This window comes from Vibrio sp. CAU 1672, from assembly GCF_029223195.1.
Lineage (GTDB): Bacteria > Pseudomonadota > Gammaproteobacteria > Enterobacterales > Vibrionaceae > Vibrio.
In genome coordinates, this window is the sequence record NZ_JARHUF010000007.1 from 15,198 (window position 1) to 36,612 (window position 21,415).

Below are 21,415 nucleotides of genomic sequence, written 5' to 3' on the forward strand. Positions count from 1 at the left end.
GTATGGAAAATGCGATGGATTTTCTGCTGGAGCAGGCCAAAGAGCGAGAGAATCAAGCCGTGCTGGCGCTGAACAAAGCCCGGGCCGAGCTGGACGATTATTACCGCCAGGTGGAGCAAATAGAAAAGTACCGATTGGATTACTGTCAGCAGTTAGTCGATCGGGGGATGGCAGGGTTGACCGCCAGCCAGTATGGCCATTTAAACCGATTTTTAACTCAGTTGGATGAAACGCTGTCCAAACAGAAGCAGGCAGAAGTGCAATTTAAGCAGCAAGTGGACAACTGTCAGGAACACTGGTTACAGACACGTAAAGAGCGTATGTCTTATGAGTGGATGATCGAAAAACGGGCCAGCGAGCGTCAGCAAGCCGAAGCCAAACGCGAACAAAAGCAAATGGATGAGTTTGCCACTCTCAGTTATGGTCGTATGACAAAGCCGCTGTAGTGAATGCCACTGGCGGTGTTGACTATGAGCCGTGTCTGGTGTGAATCGTATTGTGGTTACGTGATGCAGGTTTCTCCATGCCCTTCCGATAGAATTCTCTTCTTTACCTTTGGCGCGATTTTTGCACAGAAAACGTCATAAAAGCTAATCAACGAAACAGAGTGCTGATAGGTCGCGGAGTGTATCTGGCGAACCAAGGGTGAAAGTCATTTATGAATGTGAATGTGTCCAATGTTTCTGCCGCTAAACCGATCTCAGCGTCAGAATCTCCGGCCAAAGCCGAGACGGAAAACACTGAAGATAATGGATTTATGCAAGCGTTGTTGCAGGCCTTTTCTGGTTCGTCGTCGGCCGAGCAAGTCAGCCAGCCCCACACCGCTCAAAGCGTGACCGGAGAAGAGGGCGGTGTGGATGGTGATGACACCATTAACTCAGGTAAAGAATCCGGAGCCGAAGATTCTGCCACTGAGGCAAAGGTAACCGAAGATTCTGGAACTGAGGCAAAAGTAACAGCGCAAAGTTCAGATCGAGAAACGGTTGCGGCTAATCAACAAGTACAGCAAACGCAACGGTCTGCCTCTGCCGATAATTTGTTAGAACAAAGTAATAGTGACAAGACTTCAGCGGAATCAGCATCATCGCCTGTGACGGTGCAGGGTTCCTCAAATCCGGTACAAACCGCGGAAAATACCCTCGAATCCCAGCGTAATGATGACGTTAACAAGAGTAGCGAGGAGGCAGAGGTTCATCAACAGCATGTCCGCAGCACGCTTGGTGAAGGGCAACAGCTTCTGGGGCGTTTGGAACAGGCAAATAGGACACTTCAGCGCCAGCCAAATGAACAGGCAGAGACAAGTGGCAAAGCCTTGCCACTAGAAAGTGATTTTGCACGCCTGAAGCCTGCCGCAAGCGAAGTATCGCCTGCCACCCCGGATAGTGCGGAGCTTAAACCGGTATATTCTTCACCGATGGCACCGATGCCAAACCAAGCAACGGAGATGGCGTCTCTTCCTTATACAGGAATCAGCGCCATTCGGGCGCCTGGGCAAGAGTCGCGAATCGCAGCAGAAAAAATACCTGTAGCGGGAACAGAGTCGGTCGTTATCAGTGAGAGCGGACAGGTTGCAGACGAAGTGCTGGCGAGCCTTGCTCTGCAAGAGCCTGGGTTACAGCTCCAGCAGACGGTGACAGTCGAGGAGGTGGCTGCCATTGATGCCAAACTGGCCAGTGAACAGCCATTATCACAGAGCGAAGTAGCTATAGTGGAAGGATTACGCCACGGCGACATCGTGGTGGAAGCATCAGAACTGCCAATGGTACAGTTTACGGCCCTGAGCGCAGATTTGAAAACTTCGACACCAGATCATCAGGCGGTAAAACCTAAGACACCGCCATCGGCCACACCACATGCCGCCGCTCAGGTGATCGGCCCAGATAACAAACAAGTGATCGTTCAAGGGAGTGATAAACCCGGACAAGCGGCTCTGGCTGATGCCGGGATGATGGCCAGTAGCCCAATAGTGCCTCATACACTGCCTGGTTCCGCCCCGGCTAATCCGGTCAATGAGAAAGTGTTGAGCAATAATTTTGCCGCGGGAGGTCTAAAAGGTTTGTCCTCGCAAAAGGATAAGCCGGAAGCTCAGCATGGTTTAGCCGGACAGCTGCAGGCTGCGGCTGGTCAGCAAGGGGTCACGACTACCGCGCAAGTGATGCGTACCGATCCTGCGCAGCAAGCGCAAGTTTCTATGCAGCTGACGCGGGAGATGGCTAATGACCAGGTGGCAGAAAAAGTCCAGATGATGATGTCCAAAAACCTCAAAAATCTGGATATTCGTTTGGATCCACCCGAGCTGGGCCGGATGCAGATCCGCATGACGATGAATAATGACTTAGCCAATGTGCACTTTACTGTCACCAACCCGCAAGCACGAGAGATCATTGAGCAAACTTTGCCACGTTTGCGTGAGATGTTAGCGCAGCAAGGGATGCAACTGGCGGATTCATCTGTTCAGCAGCAAAACAGCGGTCAGCAGCAACGGCAATACGCCGCGTCAGATCAGGCCGGTCAACAGGCTGCGGGACGGGGTTTTGGCGGTCAGACAGGTGAAAACTTTGATGCTGACGCAAATCTTGATTTGAATGTGGTTTCAAAGCGTGATGGAATCAGCTTTTACGCTTAAAATAGCGAGGCTTCGCCCTAAAACCATTTGGTATCGGGCATGAACAGAATAAACAACAAGAGAGAACCATGGCAGAAGAACAGCTACAAGCGGCCGACGCGCCAAAAGGAAAAAAGAAACTGCTGATCATCATCATTGCAGTTGTACTGTTGCTCGGTGGTGGTGCCGGAGCGTTCTTTTTCATGGGCTCAGATGAGCCAGCACAAGCGGAGGCGAGTAAGGCTGAGCAACCCGCTCCGGCCGGGGAGCCGATCGCTTACGTAAACATAGCGCAGCCGTTTGTTTTTAATGTAACCGGTGACCGGCGTGATCGCCTGATACAGATTAAAGCCCAGCTTATGGTTCGGGGTTCGGAAAACGAAAACCTTGCCCGCTATCATTCGCCTTTGATTGAAAGCTCATTGCTTTCGACCTTTGCGTCTGCCACTGTGGATCAGTTACGCTCACCAACCGGGCGAGTCGAGTTGAGAGACCGGGCTACGGAAGACATCAAAGCGTCGCTCAATGCCGCGGTCGGCAAGCCGGTGATCGAAAAAGTACTGTTTACAGATTTTGTTATTCAATAGGTAGAACGTGACCGATCTATTAAGCCAAGACGAGATTGATGCGCTGTTACATGGCGTAGACGATGTCGAAGACGTAGAAGAAAGCGTTGGTAACGGCAGCGATGGTGCCGTCAGTTTCGATTTTTCATCTCAAGACCGTATCGTCCGCGGTCGCATGCCGACGCTCGAGCTGATTAACGAGCGTTTTGCACGACATATGCGGATCAGTTTGTTCAACATGCTGCGTAAAACGGCAGAAGTGTCGATTAACGGCGTACAGATGATGAAGTTTGGCGAGTACCAAAATACGCTGTATGTCCCCACCAGTCTGAATATGGTACGTTTTCGCCCGCTGAAAGGGACGGCGTTGATCACCATGGAAGCGCGCCTGGTGTTTATTCTGGTGGAGAACTTTTTCGGTGGTGATGGACGCTTCCATGCCAAGATTGAAGGGCGGGAATTTACCCCGACTGAGCGCCGGATTATTCAGTTGCTGATGAAAATCGTCTTTGAGGACTATAAAGAGGCATGGTCGCCGGTCATGGGGGTTGAGTTTGAGTACCTGGATTCGGAAGTGAACCCGAGTATGGCCAACATTGTCAGCCCGACCGAGGTAATCGTGGTCAGCTCTTTCCATATCGAAGTTGATGGCGGTGGCGGTGATTTCCATGTTGTCATGCCGTACTCCATGGTCGAGCCGATCCGAGAACTGCTCGATGCCGGGGTACAGTCTGACAAGATGGAAACCGACGTGCGCTGGAGCTCTGCACTGCGCGAAGAGATCATGGACTGTCCGGTCAACTTCCGGGTTAATTTGCTGGAAAAAGACATCTCGCTACGCGACCTGATGGAGTTGCAGCCAGGCGACATTATCCCGATAGAAATGCCGGAACATGCCACCATGTTCATTGAAGAGCTGCCGACTTACCGGGTTAAAATGGGCCGCAAAGAAGACAAACTGGCGGTGCAAGTCTCAGAAGAAATTGAACGCCCGCATGTGGTGAAAACTGATTTGGCTTTCCTCAGCAAAGACATCATGTCAGAGCTGGAAAGTGACGATGATATTGATAATTAATGCATTAAACACAGGACATAATCATGGAACCAAGTGACGATCAAAAGCTTGCAGACGAATGGGCGGCTGCTCTTGGAGAAGACCCTTCTGCTCCTGATATTGATGTAGATGAAGTACTGGCTGCACCGCTGGAAGAGCTGCAGGATACCTCCAGCCCGATCACCGACGATGAGCGGCGTAAACTTGACACCATTATGGACATTCCGGTGACCATTTCAATGGAAGTGGGCCGTTCACAGATCAGTATCCGCAACCTGCTGCAACTGAACCAGGGCTCGGTGGTGGAGCTGGATCGTCTGGCTGGTGAGTCACTGGACGTTCTGGTTAACGGTACGCTGATTGCCCACGGTGAAGTGGTGGTGGTCAATGACAAGTTTGGTATTCGCTTGACTGATGTGATCAGCCAAACCGAACGGATTAAAAAGCTACGTTGATGATGAACCGTACAACCAAACGGCGTTTGCAGCAACTTACAGGAGCACTGGGCCTAGGGCTGAGTGCTCCTTATGCGTTTGCAGCGCCGCCAACTAACTTAGATTTGGCCACCACTTTGGGCTCTTTAGTGCTGGTGATCGGCGTGATCATTCTACTCGCCTGGCTGCTCAAGCGGATGCAGGTGCCGGCCCTTGGCCAGCAGAAAGGCATGCGCATCATCAGCCAGTTACCGGTTGGTACCAAAGAACGGATCGCGGTGGTTCAGGTGGGTGACGAGCAGTTTCTGGTCGGGATCACCAGTCAGTCGATCCAGATGTTGGCAAAACTGGATAAGCCATTGAAAGAAGAAGAGTTGACGACCAGTGCGTTTGCCAGTCAATTCAGTCAACTGATTAAGAAAAATCATGACAAAAGGTAACGCTATCTCGGTTTGGTTCCGAGCCTGTTTACTGGTGTTGAGCGTATTATTCTCTACACTGAGCTTTGCCCAGGCAGAAGAATCACCACTACCGGACAATCTCGCTCAAGGTGGCAGCGTAACGGTGCAGGCGATGGAAAGCGACAGTGGTGCCAGCCGTTCGCTTTCAGTATCGAATACCGGCGGTATTCCGGCTTTTACCATGACCACTAATCCTGACGGCAGTGAGGATTATTCGGTTACCCTGCAAATTCTCGCCCTGATGACCATGCTGGGCTTTTTGCCTGCGATGGTCATTCTGATGACGTCTTTCACTCGTATCGTGGTGGTGATGTCGATCCTGCGCCAGGCCATGGGCCTGCAACAAACGCCGTCGAATCAGGTGATCATTGGCATAGCACTGTTCTTAACGTTTTTTGTTATGTCACCGGTGCTTAATCAGATCAACGATCAGGCGATACAGCCGTATCTGAACGAGCAAGTCTCGGCCCGACAAGCGTTTGATGCCGCACAGGTGCCAATGAAAGCATTTATGCTCAAACAGACGCGGATCAAGGACCTGGAAACGTTTGTCAACATGTCCGGCGCGCAGGTCAGTAACCCGGAAGATGTCTCGATGGCGGTATTGATCCCGGCGTTTATTACCTCGGAGCTGAAAACCGCGTTCCAGATCGGCTTTATGCTGTTCTTGCCTTTCTTAATTATTGACCTGGTGGTGGCTTCGGTGTTGATGGCTATGGGTATGATGATGTTGTCGCCGATGATTGTATCGTTGCCATTCAAGCTGATGTTGTTTGTCTTGGTGGATGGCTGGAATCTGATCTTGTCGACACTGGCCGGCAGCTTCGCCTTATAGGTGGGCATAGAATGAAAGAGGGTTGGACATGACACCAGAAATGTTTGTCGAGCTGTTCCGCGGTGCGTTGTGGATGGTATTGATCATGGTTTGTGCCATTATTATCCCCAGCCTGCTGATTGGCCTGGTGGTGGCTATTTTCCAGGCAGCGACATCGATCAACGAACAAACCTTAAGCTTCTTACCCCGTCTGATCGTTACTTTGCTTGCACTGATGCTATTTGGTCATTGGATGACGCAAATGCTGATGGAATACTTTTTCAGCCTGATTGAGCGCCTGCCTCAGGTACTGTATTAGCGAGGCCGTGTGATGGAATACCCAACCGATCTCGTCCTTGACTGGGTTGCCAACTATTTTTGGCCCTATGTGCGTATTTCAGCCATGTTGATGGTGATGACGGTAACCGGTGCACGTTTTGTTTCTCCTCGTATCCGGTTGTATTTGGGTTTAGCGATCACCTTTGCGGTTATGCCAATGCTCCCGGCGGTGCCACAAGATATTGAGCTGTTGTCGTTCCGCGGCTTTATGACCATTGCCGAGCAACTTATCATCGGTGTTGCGATGGGGATGGTGACCCAGTTTATGATTCAGACCTTTGTTTTGCTGGGACAAATTCTTGGCATGCAATCGAGCTTGGGTTTTGCCTCGATGGTGGACCCGGCCAACGGCCAGAATACGCCGTTGTTGGGTCAGCTGTTTATGTTTTTGGCCACGATGTTTTTCCTCGCTACCGATGGCCACCTGAAAATGCTGCAACTGGTGGTGTTTAGCTTTAAGACCCTGCCGATCGGTTCGGGTACCTTAACCGCGGTGGATTTTAAAGAGCTGGCCGGTTGGCTGGCGATCATGTTTAAAACTGCACTGAGCATGTCGTTGTCGGGGATCATTGCGCTGTTGACCATCAACCTGTCGTTTGGCGTAATGACCCGGGCTGCCCCGCAGCTGAATATTTTCTCGCTTGGTTTTGCGTTTGCTTTAATGGTCGGCTTGTTGTTGTGCTGGTATATCCTGGCCGGCTTATACAGCCATTACCAGTTATTTTGGTTAGTGGGTGAGGAGCAATTGTGCCGCCTCATTCGTTTGGATTGCTAGGAGGCTGGTTTGGCAGAGTCAGACGGTCAGGAACGCACCGAAGAAGCCACCCCCCGACGGTTACAACAGGCCAAAGAAAAAGGCCAGGTAGCCCGGTCGAAAGAGCTGGCTTCAGCGTCGGTATTGATTGTCGGGGCCGTCGCACTGATGTGGTTCGGCGAAGCATTGTCGCGCGCGCTGTTTTCTATTATGAGCCGGCTGTTTGACCTGACAAGGGAAGAGATCTTTGATCCGATAAAACTGCTTGATATTGCCGGTGGTGCCCTGTCTGCACTGGTGCTGCCACTGCTGATGATCCTGGTGACTCTGTTTGTCGCCGCCATCGGCGGCGCTGCCGGGTTAGGCGGGATCAGTTTTTCTGCTGAGGCTGCCAGGCCTAAAGTGTCCAAAATGAACCCCCTCAGCGGGCTAAAGCGGATGGTGGGGATGCAGAGCCTGGTCGAATTACTTAAATCGATATTAAAAGTGTTGCTGGTGACCGGGTTTGCCATCTACCTGATCCAGGCCTCCCAGGCTGATTTGATTCAACTGAGTATGGATGTTTTCCCGCAGAATATTTTCCACGCCCTCGATATCCTGCTGAATTTTGTCCTGTTGATCAGCTGTTCGTTATTGATCGTGGTCGCGATCGACATACCGTTTCAGATCTGGCAGCACAGCGATCAGTTGAAAATGACGAAGCAGGAAGTCAAAGACGAATACAAAGAAACCGAAGGTAAGCCTGAAGTTAAAGGCCGTATCCGGATGCTGCAACGCGAGGCTGCCCAACGCCGGATGATGGCCGACGTCCCCCAGGCCGATGTGATTGTCACTAACCCGGAGCACTTTTCAGTGGCGCTACGCTATAAACAAAAGACTGACCGGGCGCCGGTGGTTATCGCCAAAGGCACCGATCATATGGCAATGAAAATCCGTGAAGTGGCACGAGAACATGACATCACCATTGTGCCTGCACCGCCATTGGCCCGGGCCCTGTACCACTCTACCGAACTCGAGCAAGAAATTCCCGATGGTCTGTTTACCGCCGTTGCCCAGGTATTGGCGTTTGTTTTCCAGCTCAAGCAGTACCGGAAACGCGGCGGCCAGCGCCCGAAAATTCAGGATTACGCGCTGCCAATCCCTGATGAGTATCGCCGCTAAGTTCAAACGGATTGACCAATCGGGCTAGTTCTCTACCCCTCGGGGGAGACTTATTTGCGCAGTGAGTCATTATTTTGGCGTTATTCATGGTACATAGATTGCTTAAACTCGCGTAATTGACAACAATAACGGGCCGTAGAGTAGTTCGGCCATTGCCATTTTGTCATGCCTCCTGACGAGATGCCCCAAAGATTGATTGAGATTTCCCGCAGTTATGAAATTAAACCTGCCATTTGCAGATAAATTACCAAGCATTCCAAAGCGCTCCATGCCTGCCGTTGGTGCGCCGGTTATGGTTCTCGCCACCCTCGCTATGGTGGTCCTACCCATACCTGCTTTCCTGCTGGATATGTTTTTTACCTTCAACATCGCCTTAGCCATGGTGGTGTTGTTAGTGACCGTTTACACCCGACGCCCGCTGGATTTTGCGGCCTTCCCGACTGTACTGCTGATTGCAACCTTGTTGCGTCTGGCACTGAACGTCGCTTCAACCCGTGTGGTTTTGTTGCATGGTCATGAAGGGGGCAGTGCGGCCGGTAACGTGATCGAGGCATTTGGTAACGTCGTGATTGGCGGCAACTATGCCGTGGGTCTGGTGGTGTTCCTTATCCTGATGATCATTAACTTTATGGTGGTGACCAAAGGTGCAGGGCGTATCTCTGAAGTGAGTGCCCGCTTTACCCTGGATGCTTTACCCGGTAAGCAAATGGCCATCGATGCCGACTTAAACGCGGGGCTGATTGATCAGGACCAGGCGCGGCTGCGACGCTTTGAAGTCACCAAAGAGGCGGACTTTTACGGCTCGATGGATGGTGCGTCCAAGTTTGTTAAAGGGGATGCCATCGCGGGTATTATGATCCTGTTCATTAACATCATTGGTGGACTTTCGATCGGGATGGCCCAATATGGTCTGGGCTTTGGTGAGGCAATCGAAATCTATACCCTGCTGACCATTGGTGATGGTTTGGTGGCACAGATTCCATCGCTGTTGCTGTCCATCGCTGCCGCGATGATGGTGACCCGGCAAAATACTGATGAAGACATGGGCGAGCAACTGGTGTTCCAGATGTTCGATAACCCGAAAGCACTGCTTATCACCGCCGCCATCTTAGGCATAATGGGTATTGTGCCGGGAATGCCGCATTTTGCATTTCTTTCCCTGGCGGTGGTAGCGGGCGCGAGTGCCTACTTTATTGATAAAAAGCAGAAACAAAAAGCCAAAGAGCCATCCCTTCCCGCGCAGGTTGAAGAAGGGAAAGAAGCGATCTCGCAGCGTGAACTGTCCTGGGATGATGTGCAGCCGGTCGACATTATTGGCCTTGAGGTGGGCTACCGGTTGATTCCGCTGGTGGATCGGGATCAAGGTGGCGAGTTGCTCGAACGGGTTAAAGGGGTACGGAAGAAACTCTCGCAAGATTTCGGCTTTTTGATCCCAGCGGTGCATATCCGCGATAACTTAGAGCTGACACCTAACAGCTACCGGATCACTTTGATGGGGGTCGCGGTTGGTGAAGCAGAAATTCGCCCCGATCAAGAGCTGGCAATTAACCCCGGACAAGTGTATGGCATGATTGAAGGCGAACCCACAATCGACCCGGCGTTTGGTTTAGAAGCTGTCTGGATTCGTGAGGACCAACGTGAACACGCCCAGGCTCTCGGTTACACAGTGGTGGACTCGTCAACCGTACTGGCAACGCATTTAAGCCAGTTGCTGACCAATAACGCTTCCCAGTTAATTGGCCATGAAGAAGTGACCAACCTGTTGGAAATGCTGGGACGCAGCGCACCTAAACTGGTGGAAGATTTTGTTCCGGAGCAATTACCACTGGGTGTGGTGGTTAAAGTGCTGCAGAACCTGCTGAATGAGGCTATTCCGATTCGTGATATTCGGACCATCGTTCAGACGTTGGCGGAGTACTCGGGTAAGAGTCAAGAACCTGACATCCTAACTGCGGCGGTACGAATCAGTTTGAAACGATTAATTGTTCAGGAAATCAATGGGATAGAGCCGGAGTTGCCAGTGATTACCCTTATCCCTGAGCTGGAACAAATTTTGCATCAAACGATGCAAGCATCGGGTGGAGAATCGGCAGGCATTGAGCCTGGACTTGCCGAACGTTTGCAGTCGTCGCTGAGTCAGGCAACTCAGGAGCAAGAGCTAAAAGGCGAGCCTGCTGTTCTGCTGACGTCCGGCGTTTTACGTTCCACTTTAGCGAAGTTCGTTAAAAACACAATTCCAAACCTGCGTGTCCTCTCTTACCAGGAAATACCGGATGAGAAACAGATCAGGATTGTGCAGGCCGTGGGTAACTAACACCACCCATAACTAATGGATTCATAGTTTGAAGATAAAACGATTTTTTGCCAAAGACATGCGTTTAGCACTGCTGCAAGTAAAAGAGGAGCTGGGTGCTGAAGCCGTAATCATGTCAAACAAAAGAGTGGCAGGTGGCGTCGAGATCGTTGCAGCAATTGACGGAGAGTCGAATGCGAGTGCATCGCGAGGGGGCTTGTCACGGCCTAAACCGAGTGCTGGCCAAGCAAAGCGTTACAGCAACCACCGACAAGTCTCTCCCTCTATGGAGCAAGGCTTTGCCCAACGACGTCTGGACGAAGACAAGATCAGCTTAAACAACAATCAAGAAAAATCCGGCTCGATGACGCAGCGTTTTGCCAATATGCTCAAGCAGTACAGTGGCGGCGCAGCAGACACTGATGAACATACGGCGGAAAATGAAGATTCCCTCTCAGCTCTGTTGCAGCGCCAAAGCAAGCAACGCGAAGATTTTCGTCACAATGCCCCTGATCCCTATCAGTCAGACTCGCCGTTAGCGAAGCTGATCGCCCAGGATAACCGCTTAGCCCGGCCTGAACCAAAGCTTGATCCGACCCGCTATGAGCGACGTCGTCGGGTGGAAGAGCATGATAACGAGACGAGTGAACTGGAAGACATGCGTGAGGAAATGACCTCAATCCGACGCCTGTTAGAACATCAAGTCTCCGGTTTAATGTGGCAAGAAGTGGAACGCCGCGAACCTTTGCGAGCGATGCTGATTAAACGACTTGAGCGTATGGGCGTTTCTCCGGAACTCGCCGATCAAATGGCCTGTTACATTCCGGAGGACACCAAACCAGCGCGTGCCTGGAAAGCCTTATTGGCTCTGGTTTCGGATCAAGTCAGCACACCAAAACAAGATATTTTGAAGCGTGGTGGTGTCGTCGCCCTGCTTGGCCCTACCGGGGTCGGAAAAACCACCACCGTCGCTAAGCTGGCGGCCCGTGCAGCGATGGAGTATGGCGCGGATAATGTCGCCCTGGTGACGACCGACACCTACCGTATCGGTGCGCACGAGCAACTTTCAATTTATGGCCGAATTATGGGTTGTCCGGTAAGAGTTGCTAAAGATTCTGATGAATTGGCCGATGTTATATATCAGCTGAGAAATAGAAGGCTGATTTTGGTTGATACCGCCGGGATGGGCCAGCGGGATGTGCGGCTTTCTGAACAACTGGATACCCTGATGCAAGAGAGTGGGGAGGTCATTCATAGCTATCTTGTTCTGCCAGCCACCGCGCAACGTCGCGTGTTGCAAGAAACGATTGAGCATTTCCGGCGGATTCCCTTGTCAGGTTGTATTTTAACCAAACTTGACGAGTCGTTAAGTCTGGGTGAATTCATCAGTGTGGTGATTCAAAACGCCATGCCGGTAGCCTACATTGCCAACGGCCAGCGCGTGCCGGAAGATATTGTGATTGCACAACCAAAATACATGCTCGCGAAAGCGAATGAACTGCTAGAGAAGTCGACAGAGAACGAACCTCACTTCTGGAATAGTGACAGCGAAGGACTCTAGGACGGCGGATTACTATGACTGAGAATATGATACACGATCAAGCAAGCGGCCTGCGCCGCTTAACCCAACCCTCATTAACGAAAGTGATCGCCGTGACTGGTGGTAAGGGTGGTGTGGGTAAATCAAATGTAACTCTTGGCCTGGCGATTTGTATGGCTCGCCAGGGTAAAAAAGTGATGGTTCTCGACGCTGACTTAGGCCTGGCCAATGTTGACGTGATGCTCGGAATTCGTTCAAAACGCAACCTCGGGCATGTCCTCTCTGGTGAATGCGAGCTAAAAGATGCCATTGTTGAAGGCCCTTATGGTATAAAGATAGTCCCTGCCACTTCAGGGACACAGAGCATGACTGAGCTATCTCATACCCAGCACGCGGGTTTGATCCGCGCATTTGGTAGTATTGAAGAAGAGATGGATGTACTGCTGATCGATACCGCGGCTGGTATTTCTGATATGGTGATCAGTTTTTCACGTGCAGCTCAAGATGTGGTTGTGGTAGTGTGTGATGAGCCAACTTCAATTACCGATGCTTACGCGTTAATCAAGCTGTTGAGCAAAGAACACCAGGTACAGCGCTTCAAAGTAGTGGCAAATATGGTCAGAAGTTACCGAGAAGGGCGAGAATTGTTTGCAAAGTTGACCTTAGTCACAGAGCGCTTCTTGAATGTTAGCCTTGAACTCGTAGCATGTATCCCGTTAGATGATAAAGTACGTCAATCAGTCAAGCGACAGAAAATCGTTGTGGATGCATTTCCTCGTTCACCAGCGGCTTTAGCGATTAGCTCACTTGCAAACAAAGCGTTGACTTGGCCACTGCCTAGAACGCCAAGCGGGCATTTAGAGTTTTTTGTTGAGCGGCTGTTGAATCGTAACGAGTTCACAGAGGATCCTTTTGGTGAATAAAGCGCTAACCTATGACCAACGTGGCAATATCAACAGCCAGCAGGCGTTCATAGAGCGATATTCCGTGTTGGTTAAACGCATTGCTCACCACTTATTAGGCCGCTTGCCGCCCAGTGTGCAGGTCGAAGATCTTATCCAGGCAGGCATGATTGGCCTTATCGAAGCTCAGCAGAATTATGATGGTTCGAAAGGGGCGAGTTTTGAAACCTACGCCGGTATCCGTATTCGCGGTGCGATGTTAGATGACATCCGCAAAGGTGATTGGGTGCCGCGTTCGGTACATAAAAATAATCGTGAGATCAACCAGGCCATTGCTGAATTAGAAGGCCAGCTTAATCGCGATCCATCTGATGCCGAAGTAGCGGCACATATGGGCCTGACTTTGGCTCAATACCACAGTGCATTAACAGACATTAATTGTTCAAGGCTTGTGGGCATTGAAGACCTGGGGGTGTCGGATGATGTTATTTCGCCGGCGGAAGAGACCGATGATAGCAACCCATTCAAGGGGGTTGCAGACGAATCGTTTAGAAAATCATTGGTTGAATCAATAAAACAGCTTCCAGAGCGTGAAGCTTTAGTGCTTTCGCTTTATTATGACGAAGAACTTAATTTAAAAGAAATTGGCGATGTATTGGGTGTCAGCGAGTCTCGCGTCAGCCAAATATTAAGCCAAGCGATGCAACGTTTACGTACTAAGCTCAGCGCGTGGACACAAAATGACTAAAAACACTGACTTTTTGATTCAGTGGAGGCAATTTTGAATAAAAACATGAAGATCCTTATTGTTGATGATTTCTCAACAATGCGCCGTATTGTTAAAAACCTACTTCGTGATTTGGGTTTCAACAACACCCAAGAAGCGGATGACGGTTTAACTGCATTACCAATGCTGAAAAAGGGTGACTTCGACTTTGTTGTAACCGATTGGAATATGCCGGGGATGCAGGGCATAGACCTTCTTAAACACATTCGTGCCGATAACGAGCTTAAGCACCTGCCAGTTCTCATGATCACGGCAGAAGCGAAGCGCGAACAGATCATCGAAGCAGCACAAGCCGGTGTTAACGGTTACATCGTTAAGCCATTTACTGCCGCAACACTAAAAGAAAAACTAGATAAAATTTTTGAGCGTTTATAAGCCTCTCAGTCTCTTTGTTGTCGAGTCACCATTAAAATTACACTCATTATTAAACGGTGGCTCGAACAATGTCGCAAAGTGATTAGAAAGAACTAAACGTAAAAGGGTCTATTCAGGATGATCTCACTAGAGCAGGCGAAGTCGCTCGTTCAATTGTTAGAAAATGGCAAGCAAGATCAAGCCAACGTGCTTGTTGCTTCCATCTATGAAGGTGCGGAAAGCCCGATGCTACAAGAAATCGGTGCGCTTACCCGTGACCTTCACGAATCACTAAAACAGTTCAACCTCGATCAGCGCATGACTGAGATTGCGAACGATGAAATTCCGGACGCCCGGGATCGTCTTAAGTACGTGATCGAGAAAACTGAGCTTGCTGCAAACAAGACGATGGACGCCGTAGAGTGTTGCCTGCCCATGGCTGACAATCTACACCAATGCCTGCAACAGGTTCGGCCGCGCTGGAATGAGTTAATGAACGGCCGGATTGAACTGAGTGAGTTTAAAGCCCTCTGTCACCGTATTGATGAGTTGCTGACCCAAGTGGAAGGCGACAGCACAGAGTTGCGTGGTCAATTGACGGAAATTCTCATGGCACAGGATTTTCAGGATTTAACCGGTCAAATTATTCGTCGGGTGATCACGCTGGTGAATGAGGTGGAAGATCGCCTGGTGGAAATTCTTACGGTCTTTTCCAATAACAAGCCAGTAGGTGAGGCTGCAGCCGTATCTCAACCTGCTGCTCCAAAGCAAAAGCAAATAAGCGCCGCGGAAGGCCCGATACTCCATCCAGAGCTGAGGGAAGATGCAGTTTCATCTCAGGATGAAGTCGATGACTTATTGTCCAGTCTTGGATTTTAAAGGTAACGTATGAGCTACGATTTAGACGAAGATATTCTTCAGGATTTTCTGATTGAAGCTGGAGAAATTCTGGAATTGCTGTCAGAGCAATTGGTAGAGCTAGAAAATAACCCAGATGATAAGGATTTGCTGAACGCCATTTTCCGTGGTTTCCACACGGTAAAAGGCGGCGCAGGTTTCTTGTCTTTAACCGAACTGGTTGATACCTGCCACGGCGCAGAAAACGTGTTCGACGTGCTGCGTAACGGTCAACGCTCTGTTACCCCAAGCTTGATGGATACCATGCTAAGAGCTTTGGATACAGTCAACACCCAGTTCCAGGCTGTACAGAATCAAGAGCCTATTGAGGCGGCAGAGTCTGATTTGCTGGAAGAGTTACATCGTTTATGTAAACCCGAAGCAGAAGATGAAGTTGCTGCGGTGAGTGACTGCCTGCACACTACTGCGGAAGCGAATATTCCCGAAGTGGCGGTTCCGGAAGTAACGCCTCCGGTGCAACCTGAGCCAGTGAGTGAAGTTAACGCCGGTTCGGTGGATGAAATCACCCAAGACGAATTCGAGAAGCTACTGGATGAGCTGCACGGTAAAGGTAGCGCCCCGGGAGCAACGTCTTCTCCCGCGCCTGTTAACGTCGCGAGCACTCCGGCAAATAATAGTCCGACCCCGGACAACGGTGACATTACCGACGATGAATTTGAGCGCTTGCTTGATGAGCTGCACGGGGTGGGAAAAAGCCCGACCTCTGCTGATGCAGCCATCCCACCTGAAGCAACACCAGTGAAAAAAGAGGCGCCTGCACCTGCCACTGAGGCAAGCAGCGACCTGATGACTGATGAAGAGTTCGAAAAGCTGCTTGATCAACTGCACGGCGTTGGCAATGGTCCTTCAGCGGAAGAGCTGGAAATGGCAACCAAGCCAGCCTCAGCCAACCCGGTTTCCGAGCCTAAAGCGCCTGCGCCTCAAGCTGCTCCAACAGTAACACCTCAAGTCGCTGCACAAGAAGCGGCTAAACCTGTGGTTGCCAAAGCAGAAAACAAAAAAGCCGACACAAAAGCCAGTGCACCAGCGGTGAAAAAAACTCAGGCTGAGGCGACTGTGCGTGTCGATACTTCGACACTGGACACCATTATGAACATGGTTGGAGAGCTGGTACTGGTGCGTAACCGCTTGTTAAGCCTGGGTCTTAACAGTAATGATGAAGAGATGTCCAAAGCGGTAGCAAATCTGGATGTGGTGACCGCGGATCTGCAGGGGGCGGTGATGAAAACCCGCATGCAGCCAATCAAAAAAGTATTTGGTCGGTTCCCTCGCGTGGTGCGCGATTTGGCGCGTAACCTGAAAAAAGATATTGTGCTGGAAATGCGTGGTGAAGATACCGATCTGGATAAAAACCTGGTCGAAGCACTGGCTGATCCACTGATCCACTTGGTACGTAACTCCGTTGACCATGGCATCGAAATGCCGGAAGAGCGTGTTAAAGCGGGCAAACCAAGTACAGGTAAAGTCATTCTTTCGGCCTCCCAGGAAGGCGATCACATTGAACTGGCGATCGTCGATGACGGTGGTGGCATGGATCCGAATAAGCTGCGTGGTATTGCGGTAACGCGCGGCATGATGGATGAAGATGCGGCTGCGCGTTTGACGGACAAAGAGTGCTTCAACCTGATCTTTGCCCCTGGTTTCTCCAGCAAAGAGAAGATCTCTGATATTTCCGGGCGTGGTGTTGGTATGGACGTGGTTAAGACCGCTATCAACACCCTGAACGGGTCAATCGACATTGACTCTGAACTGGGTAAGGGCACTAAGATCACCATCAAGGTTCCCCTTACACTGGCCATTTTGCCAACCCTGATGGTCGGCGTCGGCGGCCACCCATTTGCGCTGCCTTTGGCATCGGTCAATGAAATATTCCACTTAGATCTAAGCCGCACTAACGTAGTGGATGGCCAGCTTACGATCATTGTTCGTGATAAATCGATTCCATTGTTTTATTTACAAAACTGGTTGTCGTCAAGAACAGCACAGGTGGCCAAGCGTGAAGGCCATGGTCATGTTGTGATCGTGCAGTTGGGTAGCCAACGTGTTGGTTTTGTCGTGGATACCCTGATCGGCCAGGAAGAGGTGGTAATTAAGCCGCTGGATAACCTGTTGCAAGGTACTCCGGGTATGGCTGGAGCAACGATCACCAGTGATGGTCATATCGCATTGATCCTGGACGTGCCAGATCTGCTTAAACAATACGCAGCGGCCTCACGCATTTAAGCGTGGTTTCGATTTATAAAAGGAATAAGATGGCGATCAAAGTATTAGTTGTTGATGATTCGAGTTTTTTCCGACGTCGTGTCAGCGAGATCATCAACTCAGAACCGCGCCTGGAAGTGATTGATGTTGCGGTGAATGGGCGAGAAGCAGTTGAAAAAGCCAAAACGCTTAAGCCAGATGTGATCACCATGGATATTGAAATGCCGGTTATGGATGGTATCACAGCCGTGCGTGAAATAATGGCGGCTTCACCAACACCAATCCTGATGTTTTCATCGCTGACCCATGATGGTGCTAAAGCGACATTAGATGCATTGGATGCCGGAGCATTGGATTTCTTACCGAAAAAGTTTGAAGATATTGCCCGTAATCGTGAGGAAGCGGTATCGCTCCTGCAACAGCGCGTGATCCAGATTGCTGCCAAACGAACGTTTTTGCGCCGGCCGGTGGTTAAGCCTGCGGTGGCCACACCGACGGCTTCGCGCACACTGAGTCCACGGGCCGCCAATGTCAGTCCTGCAGCGGCAGTAAGACCGGCGGCGAAATACCGTGCATCAGGTAAGAGCTACCAACTGACGGCGATCGGTACTTCTACCGGGGGGCCGGTAGCGCTGCAGAAAATTTTGACCCGTTTACCGGTCAACTACCCGCACCCGATTGTGTTAGTCCAGCATATGCCGGCAACTTTTACCGCGGCGTTTGCCAGCCGGCTCAATACCCTGTGCAAAATCCAGGTAAAAGAGGCGCAAGATGGTGATGTTCTGCGCGCTGGTGTGGCTTATCTGGCCCCCGGCGGCAAACAGATGATGATCGATGGTCGGGCTGGTGCCGGGCGGATCCGCATTATTGATGGTGGCGACCGAATGAACTACAAACCATGTGTTGATGTTACCTTTGGCTCGGCCGCTAAGATTTACGGTGACAAAGTGCTGTCGATGGTGCTGACCGGAATGGGAGCTGATGGCCGCGAAGGGGCACGAATGCTTAAAGCCGCCGGTGCAACAATTTGGGCTCAGGACGAAGAAAGTTGTGTCGTATATGGCATGCCTCAGGCAGTGGCTAAGGCTGGGATTTCATCAGAAGATTTGCCGCTAGAGCGCATTGCTGAGCGAATGCTGGTCGAAGTAGGGTTAGCGTAGGAATTACCATGATCGTTTGGAGTGTAGCAAACCAAAAAGGTGGGGTAGGCAAAACGACCTCGACGGTGACGCTGGCTGGCTTGCTCAGTCAGAAAGGTCACCGCGTTTTAATGGTGGATACGGATCCGCACGCATCGTTGACGACCTATCTTGGCTATGACCCGGATGACGTCACTTCGAGTCTGTTCGATTTGTTTCAATTGAAGAGCTTTAGCCGTGACGCGGTGCGTTCACGGATCATTGACTCTGATTTGGACGGCATTGATATCATACCGGCTCATATGTCCCTTGCCACTCTTGACCGGGTAATGGGCAACCGCAATGGTATGGGCTTGATCTTAAAACGTGCCTTGCAGGCTGTGGAAGACGATTATGATTACGTGCTGATCGACTGTCCGCCGATCCTTGGGGTGATGATGGTTAATGCGCTGGCGGCAAGCGATCGTATTCTGATCCCGGTACAGACTGAGTTTTTGGCAATGAAAGGGTTGGAACGGATGATCCGTACCCTGAGTATTATGCAGAAGTCTCGCCCGGACGGATTTAAAGTCACGATTGTGCCGACAATGTACGATAAGCGCACCAATGCTTCATTACAGACGTTGACACAGCTAAAGCGTGACTATCCGGATCAGGTGTGGACATCGGCAGTGCCTATCGACACCAAATTTCGCGATGCCAGCTTAAGGCATTTGCCTGCGTCGCATTTTGCGTCTGGCAGCCGAGGAGTCTTTGCCTATAAGCAGTTGTTGATTTATTTGGAGAGGCTAGCCATAGATGAGCAATAACGAGCAGATCCTCTCCAGTGAACAGGCGTTAGACGATTACTTCAGTGCTCTGCTTGGTGAGCAGGATGAAATGGTTGACTTGCTTGAGCGTGAGTTAGCATCTGCAGAGCCAGAGCCAGAGCCAGAGCCAGAGCCAGAGCCAGAGCCAGAGCCAGAGCCAGAGCCAGAGCCAGAGCCAGAGCCAGAGCCAGAGCCAGAGCCAGAGCCAGAGCCAGAGCCAGAGCCAGTGCCACAAGCACAGCTCGCCCAACCAGATCCGTATCCGTATCAGGAACTAGACACGGTTGACATTGAGGTGCCGAATCTCGATGAGGTACAACGGCTATTGAGTCAGATGCAAAAGTCTGACGTAGTCGCTGAGTCTGATATTGACGCGTTACTGGAAAAAAACACCGCAGAGATTGCCTTAGCATCGACACCGGAAGCTGAACCTGAGTTGCCGCGGCCGTCCGAGAGTGTCGAAGTGGTTGAGGAGCTTCAAGACTGGGATGTGAGTGCGGCAGACAGCATTGTAGGGGAACCCGCGCCAACAGAGCAGGTCAACGAACAAAACTGTCAGGTTGAGCATGTTGAAAGTGAGCCACAGACCCAGCCGGGTGCGATGTTATCAATGGATTGGCGGGCGACCCAGCGCAGTGAGGCTTTCCCCGTGCTTTATTTTGACGTTAACGGAGTGACTTTTGCAGTGCCGCTGGATGAGCTTGGCGGCATACACCGCTTGGTTGAGCTTAATCATCTTATTGGACGGCCAGCATGGTATCTGGGATTACAGACCAGTCGTGAGCAACAGTTTGATGTGGTAGATACCGCAAAATGGGTAATGGCCGATAAACTGCGTGGTGAAGAGTATAAAGATGGCTACGAATATGTGGTTATGCTCGGTGAAAGCATGTGGGGATTGGCCAGTAATAAATTAAAGGGCACGGAATCGCTCGAAGCGGGTCAGGTTCGTTGGAGAGAACAGGCGGGAAAACGCCCTTGGCTCGCAGGCATGGTGAAAGACAAAATGTGTGCTTTGATCCATGTCCAGGCACTAATTGACATGCTAAACGCAGGTTTAGATGTAAAATCATTGAATTAGTTTTAGTCGGGAACGACATTAACGAGGATTTACTATGTCTCAAGCTTTTGAAGTAGAAGTGAAGAAAGATACATCAAATGACGAAGTTCTTCAGTGGGTGACGTTCCAGCTAGAAGAAGAAACATACGGCATCAATGTGATGCAAGTACGTGAAGTGCTTCGTTATACTGAAATCGCGCCGGTACCGGGTGCCCCGGATTATGTTCTGGGTATCATTAACTTGCGTGGTAACGTAGTGACGGTTATCGACACCCGCTCACGTTTTGGCCTGATGGAAGGCGAAGTGACAGATAATACCCGTATCATTGTGATCGAATCTGAGCGTCAGGTGATTGGTATTCTTGTTGATAGTGTGGCGGAAGTGGTTTATCTACGTTCTTCTGAAATTGATACCACACCGTCAGTTGGTACTGATGAAAGTGCCAAGTTTATTCAAGGTGTCAGCAACCGTGATGGTAAGCTGTTGATTCTGGTAGACTTGAACAAGCTACTGACCGATGACGAATGGGATGAAATGGCTCATCTGTAATGACTGGTGATATCTTGCTGTCTGCTCCACTGATACTCGGTGGGGCTGCTTTTGTTGTGGTTGTGCTCCTTCTGCTGCAAATCCGTATCCGTGCGGGGTTGCAAAAGCAGTTGGATCGCCAGCGTGCCCAGCAAAGGCAGGCTGAAAAAGAGACACAAAGCCTCAACAAACAGTTGCTGGAAGTGCGCTCTGTGGTGATTGGCCTGGGGCAAAAAGTCACCGAGCAACAAGATATCATTCAGCACTTAAGCGAACGCATTCGTGAACTGGAACATGCCGATACCGACGGGCGGCTTTACAGTCGTGCCACTAAGATGGTTCAGCTCGGCGCGGATATTAACGAGTTGATTGAAGAATGTGAGTTGCCGAAAGCGGAAGCTGAGTTGATGCTGTCACTGCAGAAAAAGCTGGCCGGGCAGGAAAAGGTGCCACCGTTGAGCGGGCGTCCTGCTGAACAGCCACCCCGTCCTACCCGGGGGCGGCGGCGTTAGAGAAAAAGGAGCTTCGGCTCCTTTTTTATATGTAAAATATAAACTTATAGTCACTTATGGTTAATTTTATAAAAATGTGACAATAGGTTAACAAAAACTCACGAACTTACATAATTCATCGCGTTCTTATCCTGTTTTGTCGTAGTTAAGCTGTGCTAATATAACCGTTCATGAAATACGTA

General features: G+C 50.6%; 22 protein-coding genes. All 22 read left to right on the forward strand.

Annotation, left to right across the window (positions count from 1 at the left end):
- Window positions 1-2: 2 nt before the first annotated feature.
- The 22 genes from fliJ (at window position 3) to P2G85_RS08570 (ending at window position 21,233) form a co-directional block, all read left to right on the forward strand.
- The gene (gene fliJ, locus P2G85_RS08465; protein ID WP_275863664.1) at window positions 3-446 is read left to right on the forward strand and encodes a flagellar export protein FliJ; all 444 of its coding nucleotides are present in this window, start codon (window positions 3-5) and stop codon (window positions 444-446) included.
- Between the two features lie 212 nt (window positions 447-658).
- Window positions 659-2,626, forward strand: coding sequence for a flagellar hook-length control protein FliK (locus P2G85_RS08470; protein WP_275863665.1), 1,968 nt, complete (start codon window positions 659-661; stop codon window positions 2,624-2,626).
- A 68-nt stretch (window positions 2,627-2,694) separates the two neighbouring features.
- Entirely contained in the window at window positions 2,695-3,192 is a 498-nt protein-coding gene (gene fliL, locus P2G85_RS08475; RefSeq protein WP_275863666.1) for a flagellar basal body-associated protein FliL, read from the forward strand.
- 7 nt (window positions 3,193-3,199) lie between these two features.
- Complete coding sequence (gene fliM, locus P2G85_RS08480; RefSeq protein ID WP_275863667.1) at window positions 3,200-4,246, forward strand: flagellar motor switch protein FliM; 1,047 nt, start codon at window positions 3,200-3,202, stop codon at window positions 4,244-4,246.
- 23 nt (window positions 4,247-4,269) lie between these two features.
- Entirely contained in the window at window positions 4,270-4,680 is a 411-nt protein-coding gene (gene fliN / locus P2G85_RS08485; RefSeq protein ID WP_275863668.1) for a flagellar motor switch protein FliN, read from the forward strand.
- A gap of 2 nt (window positions 4,681-4,682) precedes the next feature.
- Entirely contained in the window at window positions 4,683-5,099 is a 417-nt protein-coding gene (fliO, locus tag P2G85_RS08490; protein ID WP_275863823.1) for a flagellar biosynthetic protein FliO, read from the forward strand.
- Window positions 5,086-5,955, forward strand: a complete 870-nt coding sequence (fliP, locus tag P2G85_RS08495; RefSeq protein ID WP_275863669.1) for a flagellar type III secretion system pore protein FliP — start codon at window positions 5,086-5,088, stop codon at window positions 5,953-5,955. The genes fliO and fliP overlap by 14 nt, the downstream gene beginning before the upstream one ends.
- A 28-nt stretch (window positions 5,956-5,983) precedes the next feature.
- The gene (gene fliQ / locus P2G85_RS08500) at window positions 5,984-6,253 is read left to right on the forward strand and encodes a flagellar biosynthesis protein FliQ (RefSeq protein ID WP_275863670.1); all 270 of its coding nucleotides are present in this window, start codon (window positions 5,984-5,986) and stop codon (window positions 6,251-6,253) included.
- Window positions 6,254-6,265: 12 nt separating this feature from the next.
- On the forward strand, window positions 6,266-7,048 hold the full coding sequence (gene fliR / locus P2G85_RS08505; protein WP_275863671.1) for a flagellar biosynthetic protein FliR: 783 nt from the start codon (window positions 6,266-6,268) through the stop codon (window positions 7,046-7,048).
- Between the two features lie 9 nt (window positions 7,049-7,057).
- Window positions 7,058-8,188 (forward strand): flagellar biosynthesis protein FlhB, encoded by a 1,131-nt coding sequence (gene flhB / locus P2G85_RS08510; protein WP_275863672.1) that lies wholly within the window; start codon window positions 7,058-7,060, stop codon window positions 8,186-8,188.
- A 214-nt stretch (window positions 8,189-8,402) separates the two neighbouring features.
- Complete coding sequence (flhA, locus tag P2G85_RS08515) at window positions 8,403-10,502, forward strand: flagellar biosynthesis protein FlhA (protein WP_275863673.1); 2,100 nt, start codon at window positions 8,403-8,405, stop codon at window positions 10,500-10,502.
- A 28-nt stretch (window positions 10,503-10,530) separates the two neighbouring features.
- Window positions 10,531-12,042, forward strand: coding sequence for a flagellar biosynthesis protein FlhF (gene flhF / locus P2G85_RS08520; protein ID WP_275863674.1), 1,512 nt, complete (start codon window positions 10,531-10,533; stop codon window positions 12,040-12,042).
- Between the two features lie 14 nt (window positions 12,043-12,056).
- Complete coding sequence (locus P2G85_RS08525; RefSeq protein WP_275863675.1) at window positions 12,057-12,944, forward strand: MinD/ParA family protein; 888 nt, start codon at window positions 12,057-12,059, stop codon at window positions 12,942-12,944.
- Window positions 12,937-13,671, forward strand: a complete 735-nt coding sequence (locus P2G85_RS08530; RefSeq protein ID WP_275863676.1) for an RNA polymerase sigma factor FliA — start codon at window positions 12,937-12,939, stop codon at window positions 13,669-13,671. Before P2G85_RS08525 ends, P2G85_RS08530 begins: the two co-directional genes overlap by 8 nt.
- Before the next feature lie 45 nt (window positions 13,672-13,716).
- Complete coding sequence (gene cheY, locus P2G85_RS08535; RefSeq protein ID WP_275863824.1) at window positions 13,717-14,085, forward strand: chemotaxis response regulator CheY; 369 nt, start codon at window positions 13,717-13,719, stop codon at window positions 14,083-14,085.
- A 117-nt stretch (window positions 14,086-14,202) separates the two neighbouring features.
- Complete coding sequence (locus tag P2G85_RS08540) at window positions 14,203-14,943, forward strand: protein phosphatase CheZ (protein ID WP_275863677.1); 741 nt, start codon at window positions 14,203-14,205, stop codon at window positions 14,941-14,943.
- A gap of 9 nt (window positions 14,944-14,952) precedes the next feature.
- Window positions 14,953-17,205: a chemotaxis protein CheA gene (locus P2G85_RS08545; RefSeq protein ID WP_275863678.1), complete on the forward strand. Its 2,253-nt coding sequence runs from the start codon at window positions 14,953-14,955 to the stop codon at window positions 17,203-17,205.
- A 29-nt stretch (window positions 17,206-17,234) separates the two neighbouring features.
- Window positions 17,235-18,344: a chemotaxis response regulator protein-glutamate methylesterase gene (locus P2G85_RS08550; protein ID WP_275863679.1), complete on the forward strand. Its 1,110-nt coding sequence runs from the start codon at window positions 17,235-17,237 to the stop codon at window positions 18,342-18,344.
- Window positions 18,345-18,352: 8 nt separating this feature from the next.
- Window positions 18,353-19,132: a ParA family protein gene (locus P2G85_RS08555; RefSeq protein ID WP_275863680.1), complete on the forward strand. Its 780-nt coding sequence runs from the start codon at window positions 18,353-18,355 to the stop codon at window positions 19,130-19,132.
- Window positions 19,122-20,213, forward strand: coding sequence for a chemotaxis protein CheW (locus P2G85_RS08560; protein ID WP_275863681.1), 1,092 nt, complete (start codon window positions 19,122-19,124; stop codon window positions 20,211-20,213). Before P2G85_RS08555 ends, P2G85_RS08560 begins: the two co-directional genes overlap by 11 nt.
- A 34-nt stretch (window positions 20,214-20,247) precedes the next feature.
- On the forward strand, window positions 20,248-20,742 hold the full coding sequence (locus tag P2G85_RS08565) for a chemotaxis protein CheW (protein WP_005438733.1): 495 nt from the start codon (window positions 20,248-20,250) through the stop codon (window positions 20,740-20,742).
- Entirely contained in the window at window positions 20,742-21,233 is a 492-nt protein-coding gene (locus tag P2G85_RS08570) for a DUF2802 domain-containing protein (protein ID WP_275863682.1), read from the forward strand. The genes P2G85_RS08565 and P2G85_RS08570 overlap by 1 nt, the downstream gene beginning before the upstream one ends.
- Window positions 21,234-21,415 lie beyond the last annotated feature (182 nt).